Annotated in this window: 14 protein-coding genes; 2 read left to right on the top strand and 12 right to left on the bottom strand. The window is 38.3% G+C overall.

Going from position 1 to position 19077, the window contains the following annotated elements; all coding sequences use genetic code 11:
* Nucleotides 1–268: 268 nt before the first annotated feature.
* The 7 genes from G440_RS0118485 to G440_RS0118455 form a co-directional block, all read right to left on the bottom strand.
* Nucleotides 269–2671 (bottom strand): TonB-dependent receptor, encoded by a 2403-nt coding sequence (locus G440_RS0118485; RefSeq protein WP_026452653.1) that lies wholly within the window; start codon nucleotides 2669–2671, stop codon nucleotides 269–271.
* 233 nt (nucleotides 2672–2904) lie between these two features.
* Entirely contained in the window at nucleotides 2905–3444 is a 540-nt protein-coding gene (locus tag G440_RS0118480) for a hypothetical protein (RefSeq protein WP_034259961.1), read from the bottom strand.
* Nucleotides 3445–3624: 180 nt separating this feature from the next.
* Nucleotides 3625–4560 (bottom strand): hypothetical protein, encoded by a 936-nt coding sequence (locus G440_RS20405; RefSeq protein ID WP_051285465.1) that lies wholly within the window; start codon nucleotides 4558–4560, stop codon nucleotides 3625–3627.
* Nucleotides 4561–4571: 11 nt separating this feature from the next.
* Entirely contained in the window at nucleotides 4572–5528 is a 957-nt protein-coding gene (locus G440_RS0118470; RefSeq protein ID WP_026452651.1) for a DUF6175 family protein, read from the bottom strand.
* 13 nt (nucleotides 5529–5541) lie between these two features.
* A complete protein-coding gene (locus tag G440_RS0118465) occupies nucleotides 5542–6066 on the bottom strand; it encodes a hypothetical protein (RefSeq protein ID WP_026452650.1) in 525 nt (174 codons plus the stop codon).
* Nucleotides 6067–6081: 15 nt separating this feature from the next.
* Complete coding sequence (locus G440_RS0118460; RefSeq protein WP_026452649.1) at nucleotides 6082–7302, bottom strand: hypothetical protein; 1221 nt, start codon at nucleotides 7300–7302, stop codon at nucleotides 6082–6084.
* 305 nt (nucleotides 7303–7607) lie between these two features.
* Complete coding sequence (locus G440_RS0118455) at nucleotides 7608–8486, bottom strand: DUF808 domain-containing protein (protein ID WP_026452648.1); 879 nt, start codon at nucleotides 8484–8486, stop codon at nucleotides 7608–7610.
* A gap of 145 nt (nucleotides 8487–8631) precedes the next feature.
* Between G440_RS0118455 and G440_RS20400 the strand changes: the two genes are divergently transcribed.
* Both G440_RS20400 and G440_RS0118445 read left to right on the top strand, forming a co-directional pair.
* On the top strand, nucleotides 8632–9525 hold the full coding sequence (locus G440_RS20400; protein WP_051285463.1) for a phospholipase A: 894 nt from the start codon (nucleotides 8632–8634) through the stop codon (nucleotides 9523–9525).
* Between the two features lie 501 nt (nucleotides 9526–10026).
* On the top strand, nucleotides 10027–10719 hold the full coding sequence (locus tag G440_RS0118445; RefSeq protein WP_026452647.1) for a hypothetical protein: 693 nt from the start codon (nucleotides 10027–10029) through the stop codon (nucleotides 10717–10719).
* A gap of 435 nt (nucleotides 10720–11154) precedes the next feature.
* On the opposite strand, the gene G440_RS0118435 is transcribed toward G440_RS0118445, so the two are convergent.
* The 5 genes from G440_RS0118435 to G440_RS0118415 form a co-directional block, all read right to left on the bottom strand.
* A complete protein-coding gene (locus G440_RS0118435; protein ID WP_169718976.1) occupies nucleotides 11155–12228 on the bottom strand; it encodes an AOC03_06830 family ribosome hibernation factor in 1074 nt (357 codons plus the stop codon).
* A gap of 324 nt (nucleotides 12229–12552) precedes the next feature.
* On the bottom strand, nucleotides 12553–14052 hold the full coding sequence (locus tag G440_RS20395; RefSeq protein WP_034259995.1) for an MDR family MFS transporter: 1500 nt from the start codon (nucleotides 14050–14052) through the stop codon (nucleotides 12553–12555).
* Nucleotides 14053–14151: 99 nt separating this feature from the next.
* Nucleotides 14152–15192, bottom strand: coding sequence for an alpha/beta fold hydrolase (locus tag G440_RS20390; protein ID WP_051285462.1), 1041 nt, complete (start codon nucleotides 15190–15192; stop codon nucleotides 14152–14154).
* A 248-nt stretch (nucleotides 15193–15440) separates the two neighbouring features.
* The gene (locus G440_RS0118420; RefSeq protein ID WP_034259991.1) at nucleotides 15441–16409 is read right to left on the bottom strand and encodes an alpha/beta fold hydrolase; all 969 of its coding nucleotides are present in this window, start codon (nucleotides 16407–16409) and stop codon (nucleotides 15441–15443) included.
* Nucleotides 16410–16578: 169 nt separating this feature from the next.
* Nucleotides 16579–18720 carry a S46 family peptidase gene (locus tag G440_RS0118415; RefSeq protein ID WP_026452644.1) on the bottom strand — a complete coding sequence of 714 codons (2142 nt, stop codon included), beginning with the start codon at nucleotides 18718–18720 and terminating at the stop codon, nucleotides 16579–16581.
* Nucleotides 18721–19077 lie beyond the last annotated feature (357 nt).

The following is a 19077-nucleotide window of genomic DNA, read 5'->3' as shown; positions in this document are numbered from 1 at the left end:
TTATGTTCTACGCGGCTCACTGAGTTTATCGAAGTATCCTTTCGTCCTAGGTCGTTTTTTTAAGGCTGCAAAACTATTAAAAAGAAGTTGATTGCGAATTGTTTTGGCAATAAGTTGTTTCACAAGCAGAACTAATTAAAAACCCGCGTCAGTCAAACGCGGGTCTCTTCAAATTAATTCAGATTAAAATAAGCTTTTGACCTACTTCACCTATAAAAACATCAGTATTAAACAGTCTGGTGATAGTGAACTCTAAATTTTACTACTATCAGAAATGTGCGGTCAAGGCAAGGATAAAATTCCGTCCAGCTCCCGAAACACCCGAGGCGTAGGGCCTGTATCTTTGGTCTGTTAAGTTCTCAATACCTCCACTAACATCAAAAGTATCGCTCGCTCTATAAAGCGCCTTAAAGTTTAGGGTGTACCAAGCTGGAGAATATATTCCTCCATTTTCATCCAAGGCATAAAGTTCTACTTTCTTCTTTTCGCCTTCTGGCATATCATCATTCTCTCTTTCCCCCTGAAACGCAAAGTTGACTTCCATGCTAAGTTTTTTAGCCTTGTAATTCAAACGAGAAATTCCGAAAAACGGCGCTGCATGTCTAACTGGGCTTTCTTCTCCATTTTCAAGTTCCTCTTTTCCTTTTTGAAAGTTGAAATCGGTACTAAACCCAAAACCTTTTGGCAACTTTACTTCAAGGCCGAACTGCACGCCATACACATTCGCTACAGCAGAATTCTGTATTGCCTGTACCTTGCTAATCTCGCCTTGATAGAGTATACTATCTTGCCCATTGAGTTTGTAGTCGCGGCGTAAAAGCGAATTCTTTAAATGGGTGTAATAGCCAGTCACATCTATTTTTACCACATCGTCAAAAACCTTTGCAACCCCTAAATCCGCATTATAAGCGTATTCTGGTTTGAGATCTGGGTTTGGCACCACAACCTGTCCCGGAGCAGAATCAAATACCTTCCCTACATCATCAACATTAGGCGCACGAAAAGCAGTACCCAAATTAGCGCTTAAAACCCAAGAATCTGTTGGGCGATAAACACCTCCCAAACTTCCTGTTAAGGCGCCATTACTGGAACTAGCTTCGGTAAAAGGAAAAGGATAAAATGTAGTGTCAAATTCAGAATCCAACATAATTTGGTTATAGCGAGCACCTGCACTCAAAGTGAAACGATCTGTTACTTTGTATTCATCCGTTACATAAGCAGCCAAAGATTGCCAAGTGCTTTTTGGATATCGCGTAGGTCCGGCTTCGGTTATTCCAGTAGTAATATCGGTTATTTCACCTGTTGACTTAACGTCGTTCAAAACATATTCAAGTCCGTAGAAAAGCGTATTCCGGTCGCCAGTAGCTTTAATAAAATCGGCGTTGATTGAATATGCGCTTACATTTTCATCATTAATGCTTCGGTCTGGTTTGTTTAAAGCTCGATCCATTCGGCTCTCCTCAAACCATTGATGGGCAAGGCGAAGATTCATCTGATCAAAAATCGAATTGGCTTCATTATAACCGATACTCAAATTATTCATCATCCAAATTTGCGACCCATAATCCCATTCGGCATAACGCGCTGTACCATTTTTTTGCCTTTGGTGTCTGTCATATCTTCCATAAGGAGATGTTTCAGAATAGTGAAACCCATATTGGAAATCCCAGTTTTCATTAGGTTGAAATCGAATTTTCTGCATCATATTTATTTGCGAATAGGACGTTGGAATCTGCAATAATTCATCTTCCTGCTTAATCACAACATCTGTACTATCCTGATGCCGCACGTAATAATCCTTAATATAATCTCTAGGACCGTGACTTCCTTGACGCAGGTTGTCATAATCAAACGAACTTATACTGGTTAGAAAACTCCATTTCTTAAAGCCTACGTTTACATCAAAGTGACCGGTTTTTTCGTTGTTTGCTGAAGAATAACGCGCTTCTGCTTTTCCTGAGATCAAGGGTTCATCATTCAAAGAAAATTGTGGGGTTAAGGTGTGGAAACTCATCACCCCACCAATCGCATCACTTCCATAAATAACCGAGCCAGGGCCAAAAACCACTTCGGTATTTTCTATGGCGAAGGGATCCAAACTAATCACATTTTGAAGGTTTCCGGAACGAAAAATAGCCGTATTCATTCGCACGCCATCAATCGAATACAGCAAACGACTCGTTGAAAAACCGCGAATCATCGGACTCCCACCTCCTTGTTGACTTTTCTGAATAAACACTTTCCCTGAAATCCCTAAAAGATCCGCAGCCGTTTGCGGGTTTTGTAAAGCCACTTCCTGGGGCGTTATAGAAATTACTTTAGCAGGCACATCGTCACTGCTCTGCCTCCATTTTGTAGCCGATATCACAACTTCGTCTAAGTTTAAATTTGATTCCTGAAGCGAAAGATTAAAGGATTTTGCTCCCAGATCGCTATAACTAGTTATTACTGTTTTATACCCAAAACTCCTGATTTCAATGGCAGTTGCATCCTTAAACTTGCTAATATCTGCCTGTCCATTCGAATTCGTTGTAGTAAATAATTTTGAACCAACAGCTAAGGTCACCAATTCAATAGGTTCATTGGTTTCTTGATCTTTAATGGTAATTGTTTGGGAATAAGCACCGCCTATAAACCCGAACATCACCAATAACATGAATATTTTTTTCATTTAATGAGTTGATTTATTGATTAACATGAGGCTTGTAAAAAGAGTTACCGCTTTCGTTTTAAACACCTAATTAGATCGTAGGGCTCTGTATATTAACAAAGCGGCGACATACTAATTCTGAGCAAAACGAAGTAATTATGTAATTAAAAATACGGATTGTACTTTTCAGCACCCTCAAAAGTGATTGTTCCATTTTTACAAAATGGAAGTGATAAATGTATTCGAAACAAACATCAACTTAACTTTGGAGGCGGTGTAGGTGGAGGAAAACACCATGAAGTAAAATGTGTATCGTGTATAAAATCTTGATAAACAATTGGTGTTTTCTGAGAAGGAGTAATTTGCCACATAAACAATTCCGTGCAAAAAAACAACCTCAGATAAATATGCAGGTTTAAATGGGCGTCGCGTTTGTTTTCGTCTAGATCCAGCGCCTTTGCCACTAGTTTTGTCAGTTTTTTGTTGAGGAGGGTTTCTTCGTGATCCCACCAACATCTATAGAAAATGGAATCCTCTTTTATTTCTTTGGAAACAATATCATACATCTGTCCCTTATACTCAAACTCTTTGGAATGTTCCCACCGCAGTTCGCTTTGGGTTTCCTCCTTTGAAAACTTCAGAAGCACCAATTCCTCTTGGTCCAGTCCCGCAATCATCTTCCATTTTACATCTCGGCGAACAACAGATTTTTCATATTGCAGATATAGCGATATGGTAATCACGGGCGCGATCAAAATAAACAATAGCGATATGGCGATGATTCTTTGTTTCAAGGAAAAGATTAATATCGACTCAAATTTCGTGAAATTGAAAGTATCTGCAAGTTCATTTCTATCTTTTTATTGAAATAGACTTGAAAAATAGCTACAACGGTCATTCTATATAAATATGATAAAAAAAGACCACGCTGTTTTCTGCGTGGTCTTATAATTTTCATATATCAAACTTCAACATTAATACCAACCTCTAATATTGTACATTACTGTATTAGGTTGGTTTTTGGCATAGGCCATCAGCACATCGCGTGCCCCTTTAGCAGCGGCAATATTGGCGTCCAGAACTTTCAGTTTATACTCCCAAGGACGATCACTAAGTTGTTTTACCCTTCCTTCAATTTTGGTATAAAGCGATTTAACTTTGGGGTAACAAGATGAAGTCGGTTCAATGCGCGCCAAGAGAGCACCGGCTTCATTTGCGGCAGCCAAGTCTTGATTTGCGGTCCAAATAGCCGTAGCGTCTGCCAATATTAATTGACAATCACGATCTATGGTTTTTTGATACATCGTTTTTAAACTCTTTCCCACTTTATCATAACACGTACTGTTCACGGGAACGTTCACTAATAGTCCCAGCGCTTCTTCATATCGATTTTGATTGGCCAAGGTATTTGCTTCCTTTTGGATCAGTTCGCAGTTGTTGTTAAAGAAATCAATTATCTTTTGCTTTCCTTCCGTCACAAATACTTGAACGTTCTCACTATTGGTTTTCATGTTTTTTATGGCCGCAATATAGGCCTTGGTCTCATTGGAGCCCACTCCTTTTACATTAAAGCTTTTGCTCGTGTACAGCGTGCCATTTAGGCCATCGCCTATATAAAGCGTAACGTCCAGGTTAAGCGCTATTTTTGGGGGTGCAGACCCTATTACATCTTTGCTCATTACAGACACGTTGGGAGTGATGATGAATCGTGAATTATAGGAAACATCACTGATACCGTTTTTGGTAACCATTTGTCCCAATTTAGTCTCCAGAATTTGTCTGGCAGCGGCGGGCACCTGTTCCATTTCATAGGGTATATAAGTACCCAATGCAATATTGGAATCGCTGTTTTGTGTTGTACCTATCGCTATTGCAAAAAGTGAACATATTGTAAAAAATAATTTTTTCATAATTTGGTCTTTTATTTACTTCCTAAAATAATTGTAGCACGTCCTAGTCCTTTCATAACAAGCTTGTTTGAAATATTATATGGGGCACTGCTCAAGAATTTACTAAGATCCCTTACATATCGTCTCGCATCAATGGCATTTCCTCTGTCATTGAACAATGGAATTCGAACCTGCTCAAAAAGAGCCATGTTCTCAGTCATATCAGTTGTGTTAAAGCGGCCCTTTACCGTGTTTTCCTGAAGCCAGTCCTCAATAACGAATCCAAGCTCATCGCCGCCACCGTATTCTGTCTCTAGATCACCGTCCCAATCATCCCATTTTTGAATGCGAACTATTATTTCACGTCCGTTTTCAAACATATCGTCAAAATGCGATTGCAATGAGTTCGTAAAGTTATCCATATGCGAAAGCACCGCCTCAGAAAGGAGGACAGGTGTTTCTGCAGAAAAAGAAGGAGCTCCGGTTCCTGTTGCTGTAGCTATCTGTTTGTCCGTATAGGAATCCAATCCCTGAAGGTTGAAATTGATGGATTTTTTAGGTCCCGTTTTGTTAACCGTCCAAGTAAGTTGAATGATTATATCTGCCTTCGCGGCCTTTTTGAATTCATCAATTGGGTTTTCGGCTATTTCAGATCCAGACGTTTTAGATTGTCTCAAATTATCCTCCGCACTGTTTGATGATATAGTTTTTATAACCGATTCCATATTTTTAAGAGGAAAACCGCGATCTGCCATCATCCCATTTATTTGGCTTATTACCTGCAAAACTTCTGGGTTTTCCTGAAAAGCCCTTTTATAATCAGCAATCTTTTCAGTTGAACCTTGATTCTCAAAAGTCATTGAATATCCATTTTGGATACACCAAGCATCACTTGGAACTATCATTAAAGTAGGTTTCTTGGCCTGTCCGAAGACAATAGTAAAGCTGAAAAGCGCAACTAAACAAAATATTAATTTTGATTCTTTCATTTCTATAAAATTTTTAAAACCCACTGGTGAGTGATTTGACAATATTTTCTTTTTCGAGTCTTTTGCGCAATTGATCGTACATCACATTCACCATAACCCCGATTTTATATTCGCGCCTGCTAACCTTCAATCGGTCCCCCGGAGCAATACTACCATCGGTTGCGGCGGACACGTATTTTAAATACTCACCTCCCTCTTCGAAAAAGGCATCAAAAAACGCCTCATGTTCCTCTGCAATAGATGGATCCTTAAGCAATGGTTGAAGCGAAGTACATCCTTGGCCACCACCTGCATAGCCATTAAAAATGATTCCATGGACCGCATTCCGCATGGCGCTTGCAATGGCATGTTTTGGATTTTTTGAGTAAGACCAAACTTTAACTAGTTTGGCTCCTTGTTTCGCTACACCCTCACATTCAATGTCGTAACGCCAAATCGTGGTGTCTTTGTGAGCTTTTCCTTTTTTCCATTGAGCCTGAGCGCCGAAATTTGCGAAAAGCATGAATACAATCGTAAATAATAGATAAGAACGTTTCATAAATTTTGGTTGTATTTAGTTAATTTGTCTAATAAGCATTCCCGAATAATATTTATTTTTCGAGCCGCTAAAAGTTGTATACTCCAGTTCCGAAGGGTTTTCTTCATCAGCCAAATAGCGGTTGTCCCAAATCATTTTTTTCTCAACTTTTATAACCCCTACCTTTTTATATTCAGTTTTTCCTTCCTTGTTAATTATCTGTTCTAGGACTTCATATTTATCACCCTTTTCCAAACCTTCCTTCAATCCTATTTTGGCAGATAGCGGATCACCACTCAACAATGGAGTCTTTGTACGGAAAACCTCATAAGCTCTTTGCAATTTGGCAATAACGGCGTCTGTAGCTTTTCTAGTTGCAATTGTAATCAACTCAGTATCTGATTTCTTAGTAAATGCTGTACTCTGCAAATCAGCCCAAGCCGTCTCAGTACCCACATACTCCAGTTGAAAAATATCTGAATTCTCAAATGCAGCAACTCTTTCGGCATCTATATTTTCGTCCTCCGTCCAATAGTCGTTGTAGAAAATAGCTGCAACCTCTTCATTCCAGACAAGTTTGTATAAATGGGCATCCGTCTTGATCACATAACCCTTACCCATTACTCCAACTCCTAAACTAGCGGCATCGGCAGCTATACTCACGCCTCCAACTCCTGCAGCCGAAGCTGTTGAAGAAACCGCGGATAAAAGACCAGTTGCTTTTTTGGCAACTTCTTCTTTATTGGTATACTTAAAGTTATTAACCACTACAAAAGTGTTTTTTAGCAGTTCTTCGCCTGCATCAGCAATCATAGCTAATCCACGTTCACTCTGCTTAGCAACTTTTATATCTATATCTGATGCATTATAAGAACCTCTTGAAGCGATCAACTCCATATTAAAGCCGCCATTCTCACTTCTGTTAAACCATTTGGCCACCATTGCTTTTGCTATGGCTTTATTGGAAAGAAACTGAGTAATTGAATCTTTTTGAAGTTCCTTTAACTCCTTTTTTGACAGGTTTTCATCAACCAATTTTGGTAACATTCTCAATTGGCTATTATGGTCATTAAATTTGTCAGGGATTGGGTACGCAGCAAAAGCATCCTGAATTGTTTGGCTATGCTCTTGTTGTAAATCTGAAATCATAAAAGTGTAAAGGGAACTACGTTTGTAGTCGTCCAAACTGCTTTCCTCTTGACTGAAAACACTGAAATTAAAACATAAAAACAAGCTAAGAAAAAGTAATTTCTTCATAATAAATAAAATTAGTTAGTGTTAATTAATAGATTTTCAACGATACGAAGCTTCCCGATTTTAATTTTACGGAATACCGTAAAGAAGATAAAACAATCATAATGTATTTTTTATAAAACTAATTATCAATAACTTATATGAAAAAATTAATTGAAGTTTTTGGTTGTTGTCCCGTAGAAGTAATGTTTCCGCTTAGGAAACCGGATAGTATATGCAGTCCACCACAGCAGAATAGCTTTTGAAACGGTTCGATGGAAGGAAATAATCAACTTTTGTTAAAAGGAAGTTTTTGAATTTAGATCTTCTTAATCTTTCTTAAAAAGCGTCCAAACCTTTTTAAAACCCAAAACCACCAATAAACAAATAAAACCAACCGCCAATCCAACAATAAACTCAGGAATAAAGGAGGGAAGTTTTGGTAGCAAATGATGGAAGAAATCCAGATTATGAACAAATATTCCACCCGCAACCAAGATTAAGGCAATAGTCCCGATTACGCTTAAACTCTTAATAATCTTGGGCAACGCTTGAACCATCAGAAGTCCAAAGGATTTTTTAAAGCTCTTTTCTTTTTTACTGCTTTTTATCAGTTTATAGCCCACCTCATCCATACGAACAATAAGAGCTACAATGCCATAAACACCAACGGTAGCCACAATTGCAATTAAGCTGACCACAATAATTTGTGAAACAAGCGGCTGACCAACAACAGATCCCAAAGCAATGATTACGATTTCTACGGAAAGAATAAAATCTGTTAGAATAGCATCTTTGACCCTTGATTTTTCAATTGCCAATATTTCACTTTCTGTCAATCCTTCGTCGGTAAATTTCTCTTGGGCATGAGCATGTGGAAAAATTAATTCGTATATTTTTTCGGCGCCTTCATAAGCCAAATAAAGGCCTCCCAACACTAAGATAATCGTTACACCTGTTGGCCAAAAAGCACTTAGCAAAAAGGCAATTGGCAAAATAATGAGTTTATTTAAAAAGGAACCTTTTGTAATAGCCCACAACACTGGAATCTCACGTGAAGAAGCAAATCCAGATGCTTTCTCTGCATTTACAGCCAAATCATCACCCAAAATCCCGGCCGTTTTTTTGGCCGCCACCTTGCTCATCATGGCCACATCATCCAATAATGCTGCTATATCATCGAGTATTGCAAAGATTCCTGAAGCCATAGGTTTTTTTTAGAATTGAACAAAAATAGGTAAGTTGGCTTAAAAGTGAATGAATTAAAAAACTAATTTATTACAGAAAATTATAAAGAAATCTTAACATCAGCTTTATTATTCAAAATCTATCTTTGCTCTCCAATTATTCCTCATGAAATATTACATTTTATTTTTTTCGATACTCTTTACTGTTCTTCCTTCTATTGCTGTGGCTCAAGATGTTAATAGCTATCAAACGCTACCAGAAAAGTGGCAACTAGACTCAACCTCCCTCTCAAAAGAAGTTGAATTTAAAATACTACCTTATAAGCCTGTATATATTTTATTCGCAAACTATTCAACCAACGTAAATAAACAGCCCGTTAGCGGAAATCCAAAAAACGTAGTTCCAGTATCCATTCCTTATAACCCGGTTGAACTGGTTTTTCAGCTAAGTTTTAAAACAAAAATATTACACAATGTTTTAGGAGATAAACTAGGAGGTGATGTTTGGGGTGCCTATAGTCAAAGCTCGCGTTGGCAACTTTATAACAACACACTTTCCCGGCCGTTTCGAGAAACAAATTATCAACCCGAAGCCTTTATAATTTTTGGCACGCCTTATCGCATCGGAAATTTTAAGGGTGTTTTCGCAGGGGTTGGAGTGGACCATCAAAGCAATGGCCGATCAAACCCGCTGAGTAGAAGTTGGAATCGGGTAATGTTCCGGTTTGGCTGGGAAGTAAATAAGTTACAAATCGTTTTAAAACCCTGGATCCGACTGCCCGAAGACGATAATAAAGATGACAACCCGGATATTCAAGATTATATAGGCCGGGCGGAACTGACCTTTAGTTATGATTTAGGAAACCACAACTTTGAATTGGCCACGCGCCATTCCTTGCGCGACGGCTCAAAAAATCGTGGCAGTGCAAGACTGGATTATTCGTATCGTTTCTTTAAAAACCTAAAATTCCACGCCCAGGTTTTTACGGGTTATGGCGAAAGTTTGATAGACTACAATCACAACCAAACCACTTTTGGTGTAGGCTTGTCTTTGTATTAATTATGAAAGGATTATTGGATGAATAAGTTATTAGGTTAATGAGGTATTGAGGTATTTCGCGAACAACCTTACGATAGTCCCAAACAACAAAAGTTTTGCATTTATGAATTGAACTAGTTGTGCCCGACTAAGATTTAAGACCGTCCCGTTAGCTATCGAGACTGAAACCAGTCTGCCGGCAGGCAGGGACGTAAGACAAAAGATTAGCTCCCTAATAGCCTGATAATTAGTCTAAATCAATTAAGCATACTTTTTAAACGTTAAATTTCAAGGGTAAACTCAATAGCCAGTCACTTAATAAAAATATTTTAAATACCTGTTATTTTTGACTCAACAGAATTTTGTAATATTTAAATTGGACACAAATGGAATTGAGCACAACTAATTAAATATCACATTGTTATTTCAAATTTTTAATTTACCTTTAATGGATTTTTCTTTAAATGTCTGGATTCTCATCCATTATTTCGGATAGTCCATTGATTACTTAAAAAATAGATTATGACATTCGGCACTATAATCTTACTTAGCCTTTTGATAATTGGGATCTATTTTGCCAAGCGGCTTGGTTTAACTGTATGGTTTACGACACTCATCAACAGCAGTAAAGCCAAGTATGAACGCCATATTACTTCAAGTAAATCAACTGTATTTGATATAAGCCCCGCAAGACCATCTTGGACCATTATCTTAATTTGTTTTCTATTGTACCTCATTGGCAATTGGTTATACCAAACCGATAAAGCTTCGGGACATTCCGGTCCAGTGCCATTTTTTATATGGATTTTCATCCCCGTGTTCCTATACTTTCTATTGATTGGCGCACGCCATCGCAAACCAGCGAAACTAATAATCTCCGACAAGGAGCTTGCCAATGGGAAAAATTCCTGGGCATTTCCGGAAATTGCGCGCCTTTATATTAACAAAGCTAGTACAAGAGGCGAAGAAAAGGTTGGGTCTAGTATTTCAACAGAGCCATTGACCGGTATAGTATCTGGTGGCAAATCAACTTCTGCGTTAATGGGAAAATACCTTGGTGGAAAAATGGCTCAACGTTCCTATTTGATCTCTATGAGAACCCGTCAAAGCAGCCGTGAAGTGGTATTGGCAGGCGGTCTAACCTTGGAAACTGCTGAAGCCTTGCTTCAGGACCTAAACATAAGCATTGCCCTCTCTGTTCCAACCAGTATTTGATTGGTGACCTCCTAAGAATCTCCATAAAGCAAACAAGGAAAAGCAAACAATTACGACAAATTTGAAAAATCAGAAGTCGCTATGGACAATAAAAGTGCTTATTCCGAAGGGAACTATTCAGAGAACCTTTTTGGGGATTTAGGAGTATTTCATTTTTCCGAGTGAACACAACCTTCAATAAAAATTCAGCCTTGTTTCTACCTATTTAACTTATTACCAAGAGAAAAACTAATAGGAAGCAAGACCATTTTTAAAATTATATTCGAGTTACCCGTTGTGCATTTTGAACATTTCATCGATTTTTACCCTAAAGGGAATACCGATGAAATTTCAAGTTCTTCCGCCGTAGGCGGATAAGAGGTAAAAAAAATGAAATCTCACCAAAATTGAATGATATTCATCAATATGCACAACGAGTTTGAGTTATTTGAAAAGCTAATATCTTGTTACCGCTCCAAAACCATTAAACTTGGACAACTCCCCTTCTGGAAGAAACACCACATCTCCACCAAAGTCCATATTGGCTTCAATCATTTCGTCATAAATATCATCAATCACTCCCGTGTCATTTCGTTCTTTATCAGCAACATAAACAATTTCATTCTCTTTCAGCACGGCGGGTTGAAACAGGCCTTGCTCAATAAAAAGCGTTTGTATTTTCCCTTCAGAAATAGCATTCCAAATTTCATTGGTGTCGCTTAGGAATTTATTTTCACCAACGGCTTTTCGCAACTCCTCTTTCCGTTCATTATTCATTTTCAACACATAATCCTTCACTACCGCCCAAGCTTCTTCCACAATAGCATGTGATGGTTCATTGATTTTGTTTTTATCTAAAAACACATTGAAAATACTAGGTTTTTTATCTGCAACTTTCATATATTCATTGTGATTCTCCTCAAGACCACAAATCAGCACTGGCAACGGATTCCCTTTTCTTAGTTCATTTAGCTTTTTATCTGCTTGATTAAAATATTCCGCTATCAAACTGGTCTGTTTGGAAGCAATGGCATTAGCAGCGCGATTTTTAGAAAAGAATTGGGTGTTCTCAAACGGAAATGGTTTACCAAATTCCTGAACAATCTTATCGTTCATCGCTTCAATTAATCTGATTTTCTCTTGACTCAACACCAAAATATAATAATGAGTCTCCAAGTGCATGGCGCGTACCAAATCACGAGTGGCAAAGGTTTCGTCAATAACCACGCGATCTTCAACTTTTATAGGTAAGCGCGTATATTCAGCAACCTTATCGTTCACAAAAAGCATCAAACTTTCCAGGTTTTGGCTATGGTCAATTTCGGAAGCAAGCTTATTTAGCTTTTCAACTAAACCTTTTGCATCTCGCTTGGTCGTATCAGCTAGCAATCTGTCCTCAGCTTCCTTAATCAAGTTTTTGACACGTAAACCGTCATTGAGATAATCAGGCTTTGTTCTATGTGTAGTTGCAATAATAGTGATACAATTTTCCGAACGGATGTCTTTAAGTTCTTTTAATGTGATGTTCATTTTCTTGTGGTTTTTCGTTAATATACTATATCTGGCACAGGGTTAAACCCCCACGATTTTCATTAATTAATTCATTGATTTTAAATAATTTGACCCTAAAATCTAGATGACCAAATTATGCCATAAATCACTCAAAAACTATGATATAAATCACTATAGGTTTTAGACTAAAACAGTTGCGAAGAAATCGGAATATAATTATGAGGAAGGAAAAATCGAGTTGCTTGTTTTCAAGAAGGATCAGAACTCCAACAACAAAAAAAGCTAAGGTTTGAGGTTTTGGCAGAATGGATTGTTACACAGAGAAGTCGCAGTTCAAAAGTATTATCGCGGATCCTCTACCGTTGGGAACTTCGCTGGAGTTAGCAATAATATAATTAACGTCACCAAGCCAGCAACCACCATCCCTATATAAACATTATGTGTCGCGTAAAAGAAAGCTTCCCTTAAATATAAGCTAACATCTGAAACCGATTTATGTGATTGTAATACCTCCACCATTTTATTGACACTGGGAAGTTGACCGTCAAATTGAGCCGGTGCATTTTCCAACTTTTCAGAAATAGAAGAATTAAAAACGGCTGCAAAAACTGCCGCACCAACACTTTGTCCAAAGTATCGCGAAAACATATTAGTACCCGTAACAACCCCTCTTTGCCCCCACACTACTGTAGACTGCACACCAACCATTAACGGCGTGGTTATTAACCCAAACCCAGCGCCCAAGGTCATTTGTACCGCCACCAAAGTCCAAACGGGTCCAGGGAACGGTAAAAACAAGAAACTAGAGGCGCCGATAATAACAATTGTTATCCCGCAAATTGCCGTGTTCCTAAAGCCAATACGCAGGTATAAATTCCCCGACAAGCCGGAGGAAAGCGGCCAAGTAATGCTCATACTCGCCAAAATAAACCCAGCGGCAATTGCGCCCACTCCGGTAACTGATTGTGCAAAAACCGGCAGATACATATTTGGCCCCATAGTAGCAATTCCCATTCCCATGGTTGCTAAATTAGCACCCAAAATCACTCGTTTCTTCCAAACCCAAGCGGGCAAAATAGGCTCAGCCGTTCTCCGTTCAATACGAACGGTTATAATAATCAATACTACAGCAACCGCTATAATAACAAGGGTATTTAGTGAAAACCAAGGCCACGATTGTCCTCCTTGCAATAAGCCAAACATGATAACGGTTCCAGTAACCAACATGGCTGCGGCACCCGCCCAATCAACTTTATGGCTTTTATGTTCCTTACTTTCGTGAAGGAAAATAACAATCAATGCTATCGCTCCCAACCCAATAGGAATGTTTATTAAGAAAATCCATCGCCAAGAAGCGTAATCGGCTAAAGCGCCTCCTACTGCAGGTCCCAGAATTGCCGATACACCCCAAACACTAGATAACCAACCTTGGATTTTGGCGCGTTCCTTAATGGTATAAATATCACCTGCAATAGTGTTTACCGTAGCCATAATTGCACCCGCACCCACAGCTTGCAAGCCTCTAAATAAAATTAACGAATGCATATTCCATGCGGCAGCACAAGCTGCCGAACCCAACAAAAAGATAACTATTCCGAATATCAAAATAGGCTTGCGCCCATAGATATCAGCCAGTTTTCCATAAACGGGAATGGTAATAGTTTGGATGAGCAAATAAATTGAAAACAACCAACTAAAAAGAGAGAACCCACCAAGATCCCCAACAATTTGGGGGATGGCCGTAGCAACAATGGTATTGTCCATCGCTGCCAACATCATAGTGATCATCAGCGCAAACAGAACCCAATTCCTGCGCATTTCTTTCACTGGCTTTTCTTGCATGCTTTCTTTTTCAGATTTTTGCACAAAGATAGTCCTTCAAATACTTTAAGGTGTTTTGAAATGAAATAAAAGCTTCGTAAAAACTAAGAATTGGCAGATCTATTCAGGTCTTAAAACCGATATTTTTCGTAAGTCAGTTTCCCTTTCCGGAAGAATCGGCTCTTGATCCACATGGTGTAGAAAATCCAACATTTTTTGGTTCACCTCATCCGTCTGATCAATTGATAGAAAATGGCCTGAATTTGAAATAATGGCTCCTTCCCCTTCGGGAATATACTTTTCTGTCAGTTTAACGCTTCGCTTACCGTTGAACAAATCACGATCCCCAACCAAAACCAGAACCGGCATTTTTAAAGATTCAAGAACCTTATTGGAAAAAGGCCGCATCTGTAGCATAAACTTTTTCAGAGTATCGTTTTTTAAGGCGAGACGAGACTGCTCTATGTAATCTTCTTCAATTTTACTGGGATCGTTGGACAAGGTTTCCAAAGTGCGAAGAGCTCGCTTTTCTTTTGGATAGAATATATTGAGCATATTTTTCAACAGTCCCCCGCTTGGCCGCATCCATGAAATAGTTTGAACGGGACTCAATAGAATTACACTTTTAACTTTTTCAGAATGAAGCGCCAAATCAGTAGCCAACCAGCCACCACGAGAAGTTCCTATCAAATGAAACGATTCCAATTTCAACTTATCGAGTACTTCCTCATACCAAGCGGTAATTTCATCTATATTTTTAAGATCCACTGTTTTATAGGATTTACCAGGCTCAATAATTAAATCGATGGCAAATAATCTGTATTCGCTGGACAAGGCCTTCGCATTGGGATACCACATAGTAGAACTTGCACTCATTCCGTGCATTAATACCACAGGTACGCCATCTCTGGGGCCGCAGGTGATAACATGAGCTATTCCCTTTGAAGTATTAATGTACAGGTCTTCATATTCAACCCCCCAAAGTTGAAGCGTCTTATCATAAGCCTCAAAATAATCCTCACGCTCTGAAGTAGGAGTGGTAATATACGAAGGTTTAATTTTGAATTCAGCATATTCATCTTCGTGCTGAATTTTATCCAAATCCCCCGAAGGAGAAAATAGGAAAAGAAGTAGAAAAGATACTATTTGAAATTCTTCCATTTCCGCGATTTATTCATTTTAATTTAAAAACATGCAAAATTGCTTAATTCATTTTTACTAGATTTCATTTTAGCAAGTTTTAACAAGGGGAAAAGAAGCACTAGCTATTTCTAAAATTCAAAAGCTTTTTTAAAGCTAATGACGACAAAAATTAAGCAACATTACACTTGGAAATATGTTATGTAAAGAGTGAATACTTCAGAATTATTAAACCCTAAAGACTTACAAAAGCTATGAGCAATAATCACCTATTTTGATTCGTCAAGGTTTTCCAAAAAGCTAATGATCTTTTTATTGACCACCTCAGCTTGATCTACAGATATAAAGTGACCCGCATTTGGGATAATAGCTCCTTGGCCTTGCGATAGATCTCGCGCTACAAGGCGAAGCGTTTTTTCATTGTTGATGATATCCTCATCGCCAATCAATACCAGCACGGGCATTTTTAATGATTGTAATTCATTCTGGGAAAACGGGGTCATCTGCATCATAAATTTTGGAAGCGTATCATTTTTCACCCCGATATTGTATTGCTTTAAATAGCTTTCGTCAATATTATTCGTATTCTTAGACAACGTTCCTAAACTACCTTCTATTTGTTCATCTTTGGAAGCGAAAATGCTGAATATATTTTTTAATAATCCAGTTGTTGGCCGAATCCAAATAAAGGTTTGCGCCGGACTTAACAAAACCATACTTTTTATATCATTTTGATGTTTTAAAGCAAGATCCACTGCCAACCAGCCACCACGCGAAGCTCCAACTAAGTGAAAGGATTCCAGTTTTAAAGCCCATAAAACCTCTTGGTTCCAAGCGGTAATCTCATCAATGTTTTTAAAGTCGGCCGTTTTATAAGATTTCCCAGGTTCGGTAAGTAGATCAATGGCAAAAATGCGGTAATCTTCAGCCAGGGTCTTAGCGTTTGGATACCACATGGTGGAACTGGCATTCATTCCGTGAAATAAAACCACAGGTTGCGCATTTCTTTTACCGCTCACTATAACGTGGGCAATTCCGTGTGAAGTGGTAATATAAAGCTCGTCATAATCGATTCCCCACTGTTCTAAAGTTTCGTCATATGCATCAAAATAGGCTTTGTGCTTCCCACTGGGACTGGTAATATAATCAGGCTTTTTTGTGTACTCCTTATATTCGTTTTTGCACGAAACAAAACAAATAAAAGAAAACAAAAACAGCAGAGTTCTAAAATTCCTCATTAATAACATATTTCATTTTGAATAGAGAGAATAGCAGGCAGGAAAATCAATTCTTCCAATCTAAAAAATTAACAATAAACCTTACGACCTCAGAAAAATAAATACCCCACCTGCCTATTAAAAAAGACTTGTGGGGTATTTAAAAAAACAAATTTTAAATTGCTATAATTTACTTCGCCAAAGTCAGCTCATCAATAATATGGCTGGCACCGGCAAGTTTGTCAATTAAAAATAAAACATAACGAATATCAACACTGATAGTACGTTGCAATTGGTCATCAAAAATAACATCTCCTGCCATAGCCTCAATATTACCATCAAATGCAATTCCTATAAGTTCTCCTTTTCCATTTAAAACAGGAGAGCCAGAATTTCCACCAGTAATATCATTATCGGTCAAAAAGTTTACGGGCAAGTAGCCATCTTTATCTGCATATTGTCCAAAATCCTTTTTCTCATATAGTTCGATAAGTTCCTTTGGCATATCAAATTCTGCATCCCCTGGCTGGTATTTTGCAACGGTTCCTTTTAGTGTGGTGTAGTAGTTTTTATTGGCGTCATTACGAGTATCTTCTGGTAAAGAAATTACTTTTCCATAGGTAAGTCGTAAAGTGCTATTTGCATCCGGATAGTATTTCTCATCTGGGTTTTGAAGGCGCATTCCCTGAACCATCAATCTGTAGGCACGTTCAAAATCATTGTCCCACTGCTTTTGCTCTTCAGAATTATAACGGTAACGCGTTAACAAGTCATTTGAAAGCAGGAGTAACGGATCTTTCTGTAAAACTTCGGCATCTGGATTAGCCATAAAGCCTTGCAACTTTTCCTTAGATTCAAAAATGCTATTTTGTAAAGCATCATTTAAATATTCCTTCCATCCATCTTCTGTTTTATTGGCTTCATCGGCAATCTCGGCAACCATAGGCGCAATGTTTTTAGCCTTTGTTGAATAGAGTTTAAACTGAGCAGCCAATACATCTCTTTCTAAAGGAACATAAAGACCTTCGTATAGGTTTTCAATTTCAGCATCAAGTTTTGGTTTTAGTTCCTCCTTTTTTGCGTCATTCTGCTCCAAATAATACCCAATCGACTTACCCAAACGATAAGGTATAGTAGCCATACGGGTTCTCAACAACAAGCCCAAATAATTATCATGCTGACTTGCTTCATTCGTCTTACTGTAATAATCATTGATTACCGGCATCACATCGGCATATTTCTTATTGCTTTTTTTGGAGGCCCATTTCTGGAATTTCTTCTCAGCTTTGCGCTTGGTATCAGCAGTTTCGTGCTGTTTTAGCGCATCGATCATTCCTTGGCGGTTTTTCCAGTAATTGGCAATCCCAGCATAGCTTGAAGCGTAGTCAAGCTTAACGCTCTGATCTTTATCCATATATCCTTTCATCACATCCATAGAAGTTTTTGAAGCCTCTACCCAAGCTGGATATGCGTATTCAACGTTTTGCTCAATTCCACCAGCAGGCATCCATCGGTTTGTTCTTCCAGGATATCCTAAAATCATTGCGAAATCATCTTCCTCAAAACCTTTAAGACTTGTGGTTAAGTGGTGTTTTGGATTCAATGGCACATTGTCTTCTGAATATTCAGCAGGATTTCCATCTTTGTCGGCATATACTCTGAAAAGAGAGAAATCACCAGTATGTCTTGGCCATTCCCAGTTATCGGTGTCGCCACCAAATTTCCCGATGCTTGCAGGAGGTGTTCCCACCAAACGTACATCGTTGTAATCTTGATATACGAAATAGTAAAATTCGTTCCCCTCGTAAAAAGATTTTACGGAAACAGTGTATTTTCCATCTTCGCTATTTTCCTCTTGAATCTTTGCTATTTCACGGTTGATAGCAGCTTCGCGATCAAGTTCAGACATTTTATCGTTTACCTGACCTAAAATACGTTTTGAAACATCATCCATTCTTACAAAAAAGCGAACAGACAGGCTTTTTGGCTTTAATTCTTCTGCGTGATTTGCTGCCCAATATCCGTTGGTTAGGTAATCATTTTCAGCAGTAGAAAGCTCCGCAATTTTGCTATAACCACAGTGATGGTTGGTCAAGACCAAACCACTATCCGAAATAATTTCGGCAGTACATCCACGATCAAATTGCACGATGGCATCTTTTAAGCTGGAATGGTTTACACTGTAAATTTCTTCGGGCGTAAGTTGAAGCCCCATTTTTTGCATATCGCGGTAGTTTAAGCGCTCAATATGCATTAAAAACCACATCCCTTCGTTTGCCTGTACTGGCAAAACAAAAGCTGCGATAATAAGGGAAAGAATAAGTTTTCTCATTATTTAAAGAGGGTTTAATGATTAAAATAAAGCTTGAGCAACCCACTGAAAAAACAGTAAAAGTTGCCAAGTTGCAAATATAATCGGATTCCCTACTTTAAGGCTTGAAACAGGTTTAAAAACATTAAAGTACGACAACTTTAACTTTTTGTTAAGATGGTGGAATCTTAGTTAAAGATAAAACCCAACGCTCCTTCCACCCGAGTAACAGAAACTCATAACTCTTCCAGCGTTTTAAACGCTGGAAGGGTTTGGAAAGAATTATTTTTTTATTAATACGTAAAATCTAAAATCAGAAACCTTTTCCGACCCCCGAATTGTAATCCCTACCAAAATTAAATTCTCGTGCGGGTTCCA

The organism is Aequorivita capsosiphonis DSM 23843, assembly GCF_000429125.1.
Classification (GTDB): Bacteria; Bacteroidota; Bacteroidia; order Flavobacteriales; family Flavobacteriaceae; genus Aequorivita; species Aequorivita capsosiphonis.
The sequence above is the reverse complement of the archived record's forward strand: the minus strand, read 5'-3'. Positions and strand labels throughout refer to the sequence as shown.

What these genes read in the sequence shown, in the direction of transcription:
- G440_RS0118415 (WP_026452644.1), bottom strand. Translation starts at nt 18,720, where the DNA reads ATGAGAAAACTTATTCTTTCCCTTATTATCGCAGCTTTTGTTTTGCCA.
- G440_RS0118485 (WP_026452653.1), bottom strand. Translation starts at nt 2,671, where the DNA reads ATGAAAAAAATATTCATGTTATTGGTGATGTTCGGGTTTATAGGCGGT.
- G440_RS20400 (WP_051285463.1), top strand. Translation starts at nt 8,632, where the DNA reads ATGAAATATTACATTTTATTTTTTTCGATACTCTTTACTGTTCTTCCT.
- G440_RS0118435 (WP_169718976.1), bottom strand. Translation starts at nt 12,228, where the DNA reads ATGAACATCACATTAAAAGAACTTAAAGACATCCGTTCGGAAAATTGT.
- G440_RS0118445 (WP_026452647.1), top strand. Translation starts at nt 10,027, where the DNA reads ATGACATTCGGCACTATAATCTTACTTAGCCTTTTGATAATTGGGATC.
- G440_RS20395 (WP_034259995.1), bottom strand. Translation starts at nt 14,052, where the DNA reads ATGCAAGAAAAGCCAGTGAAAGAAATGCGCAGGAATTGGGTTCTGTTT.
- G440_RS0118455 (WP_026452648.1), bottom strand. Translation starts at nt 8,486, where the DNA reads ATGGCTTCAGGAATCTTTGCAATACTCGATGATATAGCAGCATTATTG.
- G440_RS0118465 (WP_026452650.1), bottom strand. Translation starts at nt 6,066, where the DNA reads ATGAAACGTTCTTATCTATTATTTACGATTGTATTCATGCTTTTCGCA.
- G440_RS20405 (WP_051285465.1), bottom strand. Translation starts at nt 4,560, where the DNA reads ATGAAAAAATTATTTTTTACAATATGTTCACTTTTTGCAATAGCGATA.
- G440_RS20390 (WP_051285462.1), bottom strand. Translation starts at nt 15,192, where the DNA reads ATGGAAGAATTTCAAATAGTATCTTTTCTACTTCTTTTCCTATTTTCT.
- G440_RS0118470 (WP_026452651.1), bottom strand. Translation starts at nt 5,528, where the DNA reads ATGAAAGAATCAAAATTAATATTTTGTTTAGTTGCGCTTTTCAGCTTT.
- G440_RS0118420 (WP_034259991.1), bottom strand. Translation starts at nt 16,409, where the DNA reads ATGAGGAATTTTAGAACTCTGCTGTTTTTGTTTTCTTTTATTTGTTTT.
- G440_RS0118460 (WP_026452649.1), bottom strand. Translation starts at nt 7,302, where the DNA reads ATGAAGAAATTACTTTTTCTTAGCTTGTTTTTATGTTTTAATTTCAGT.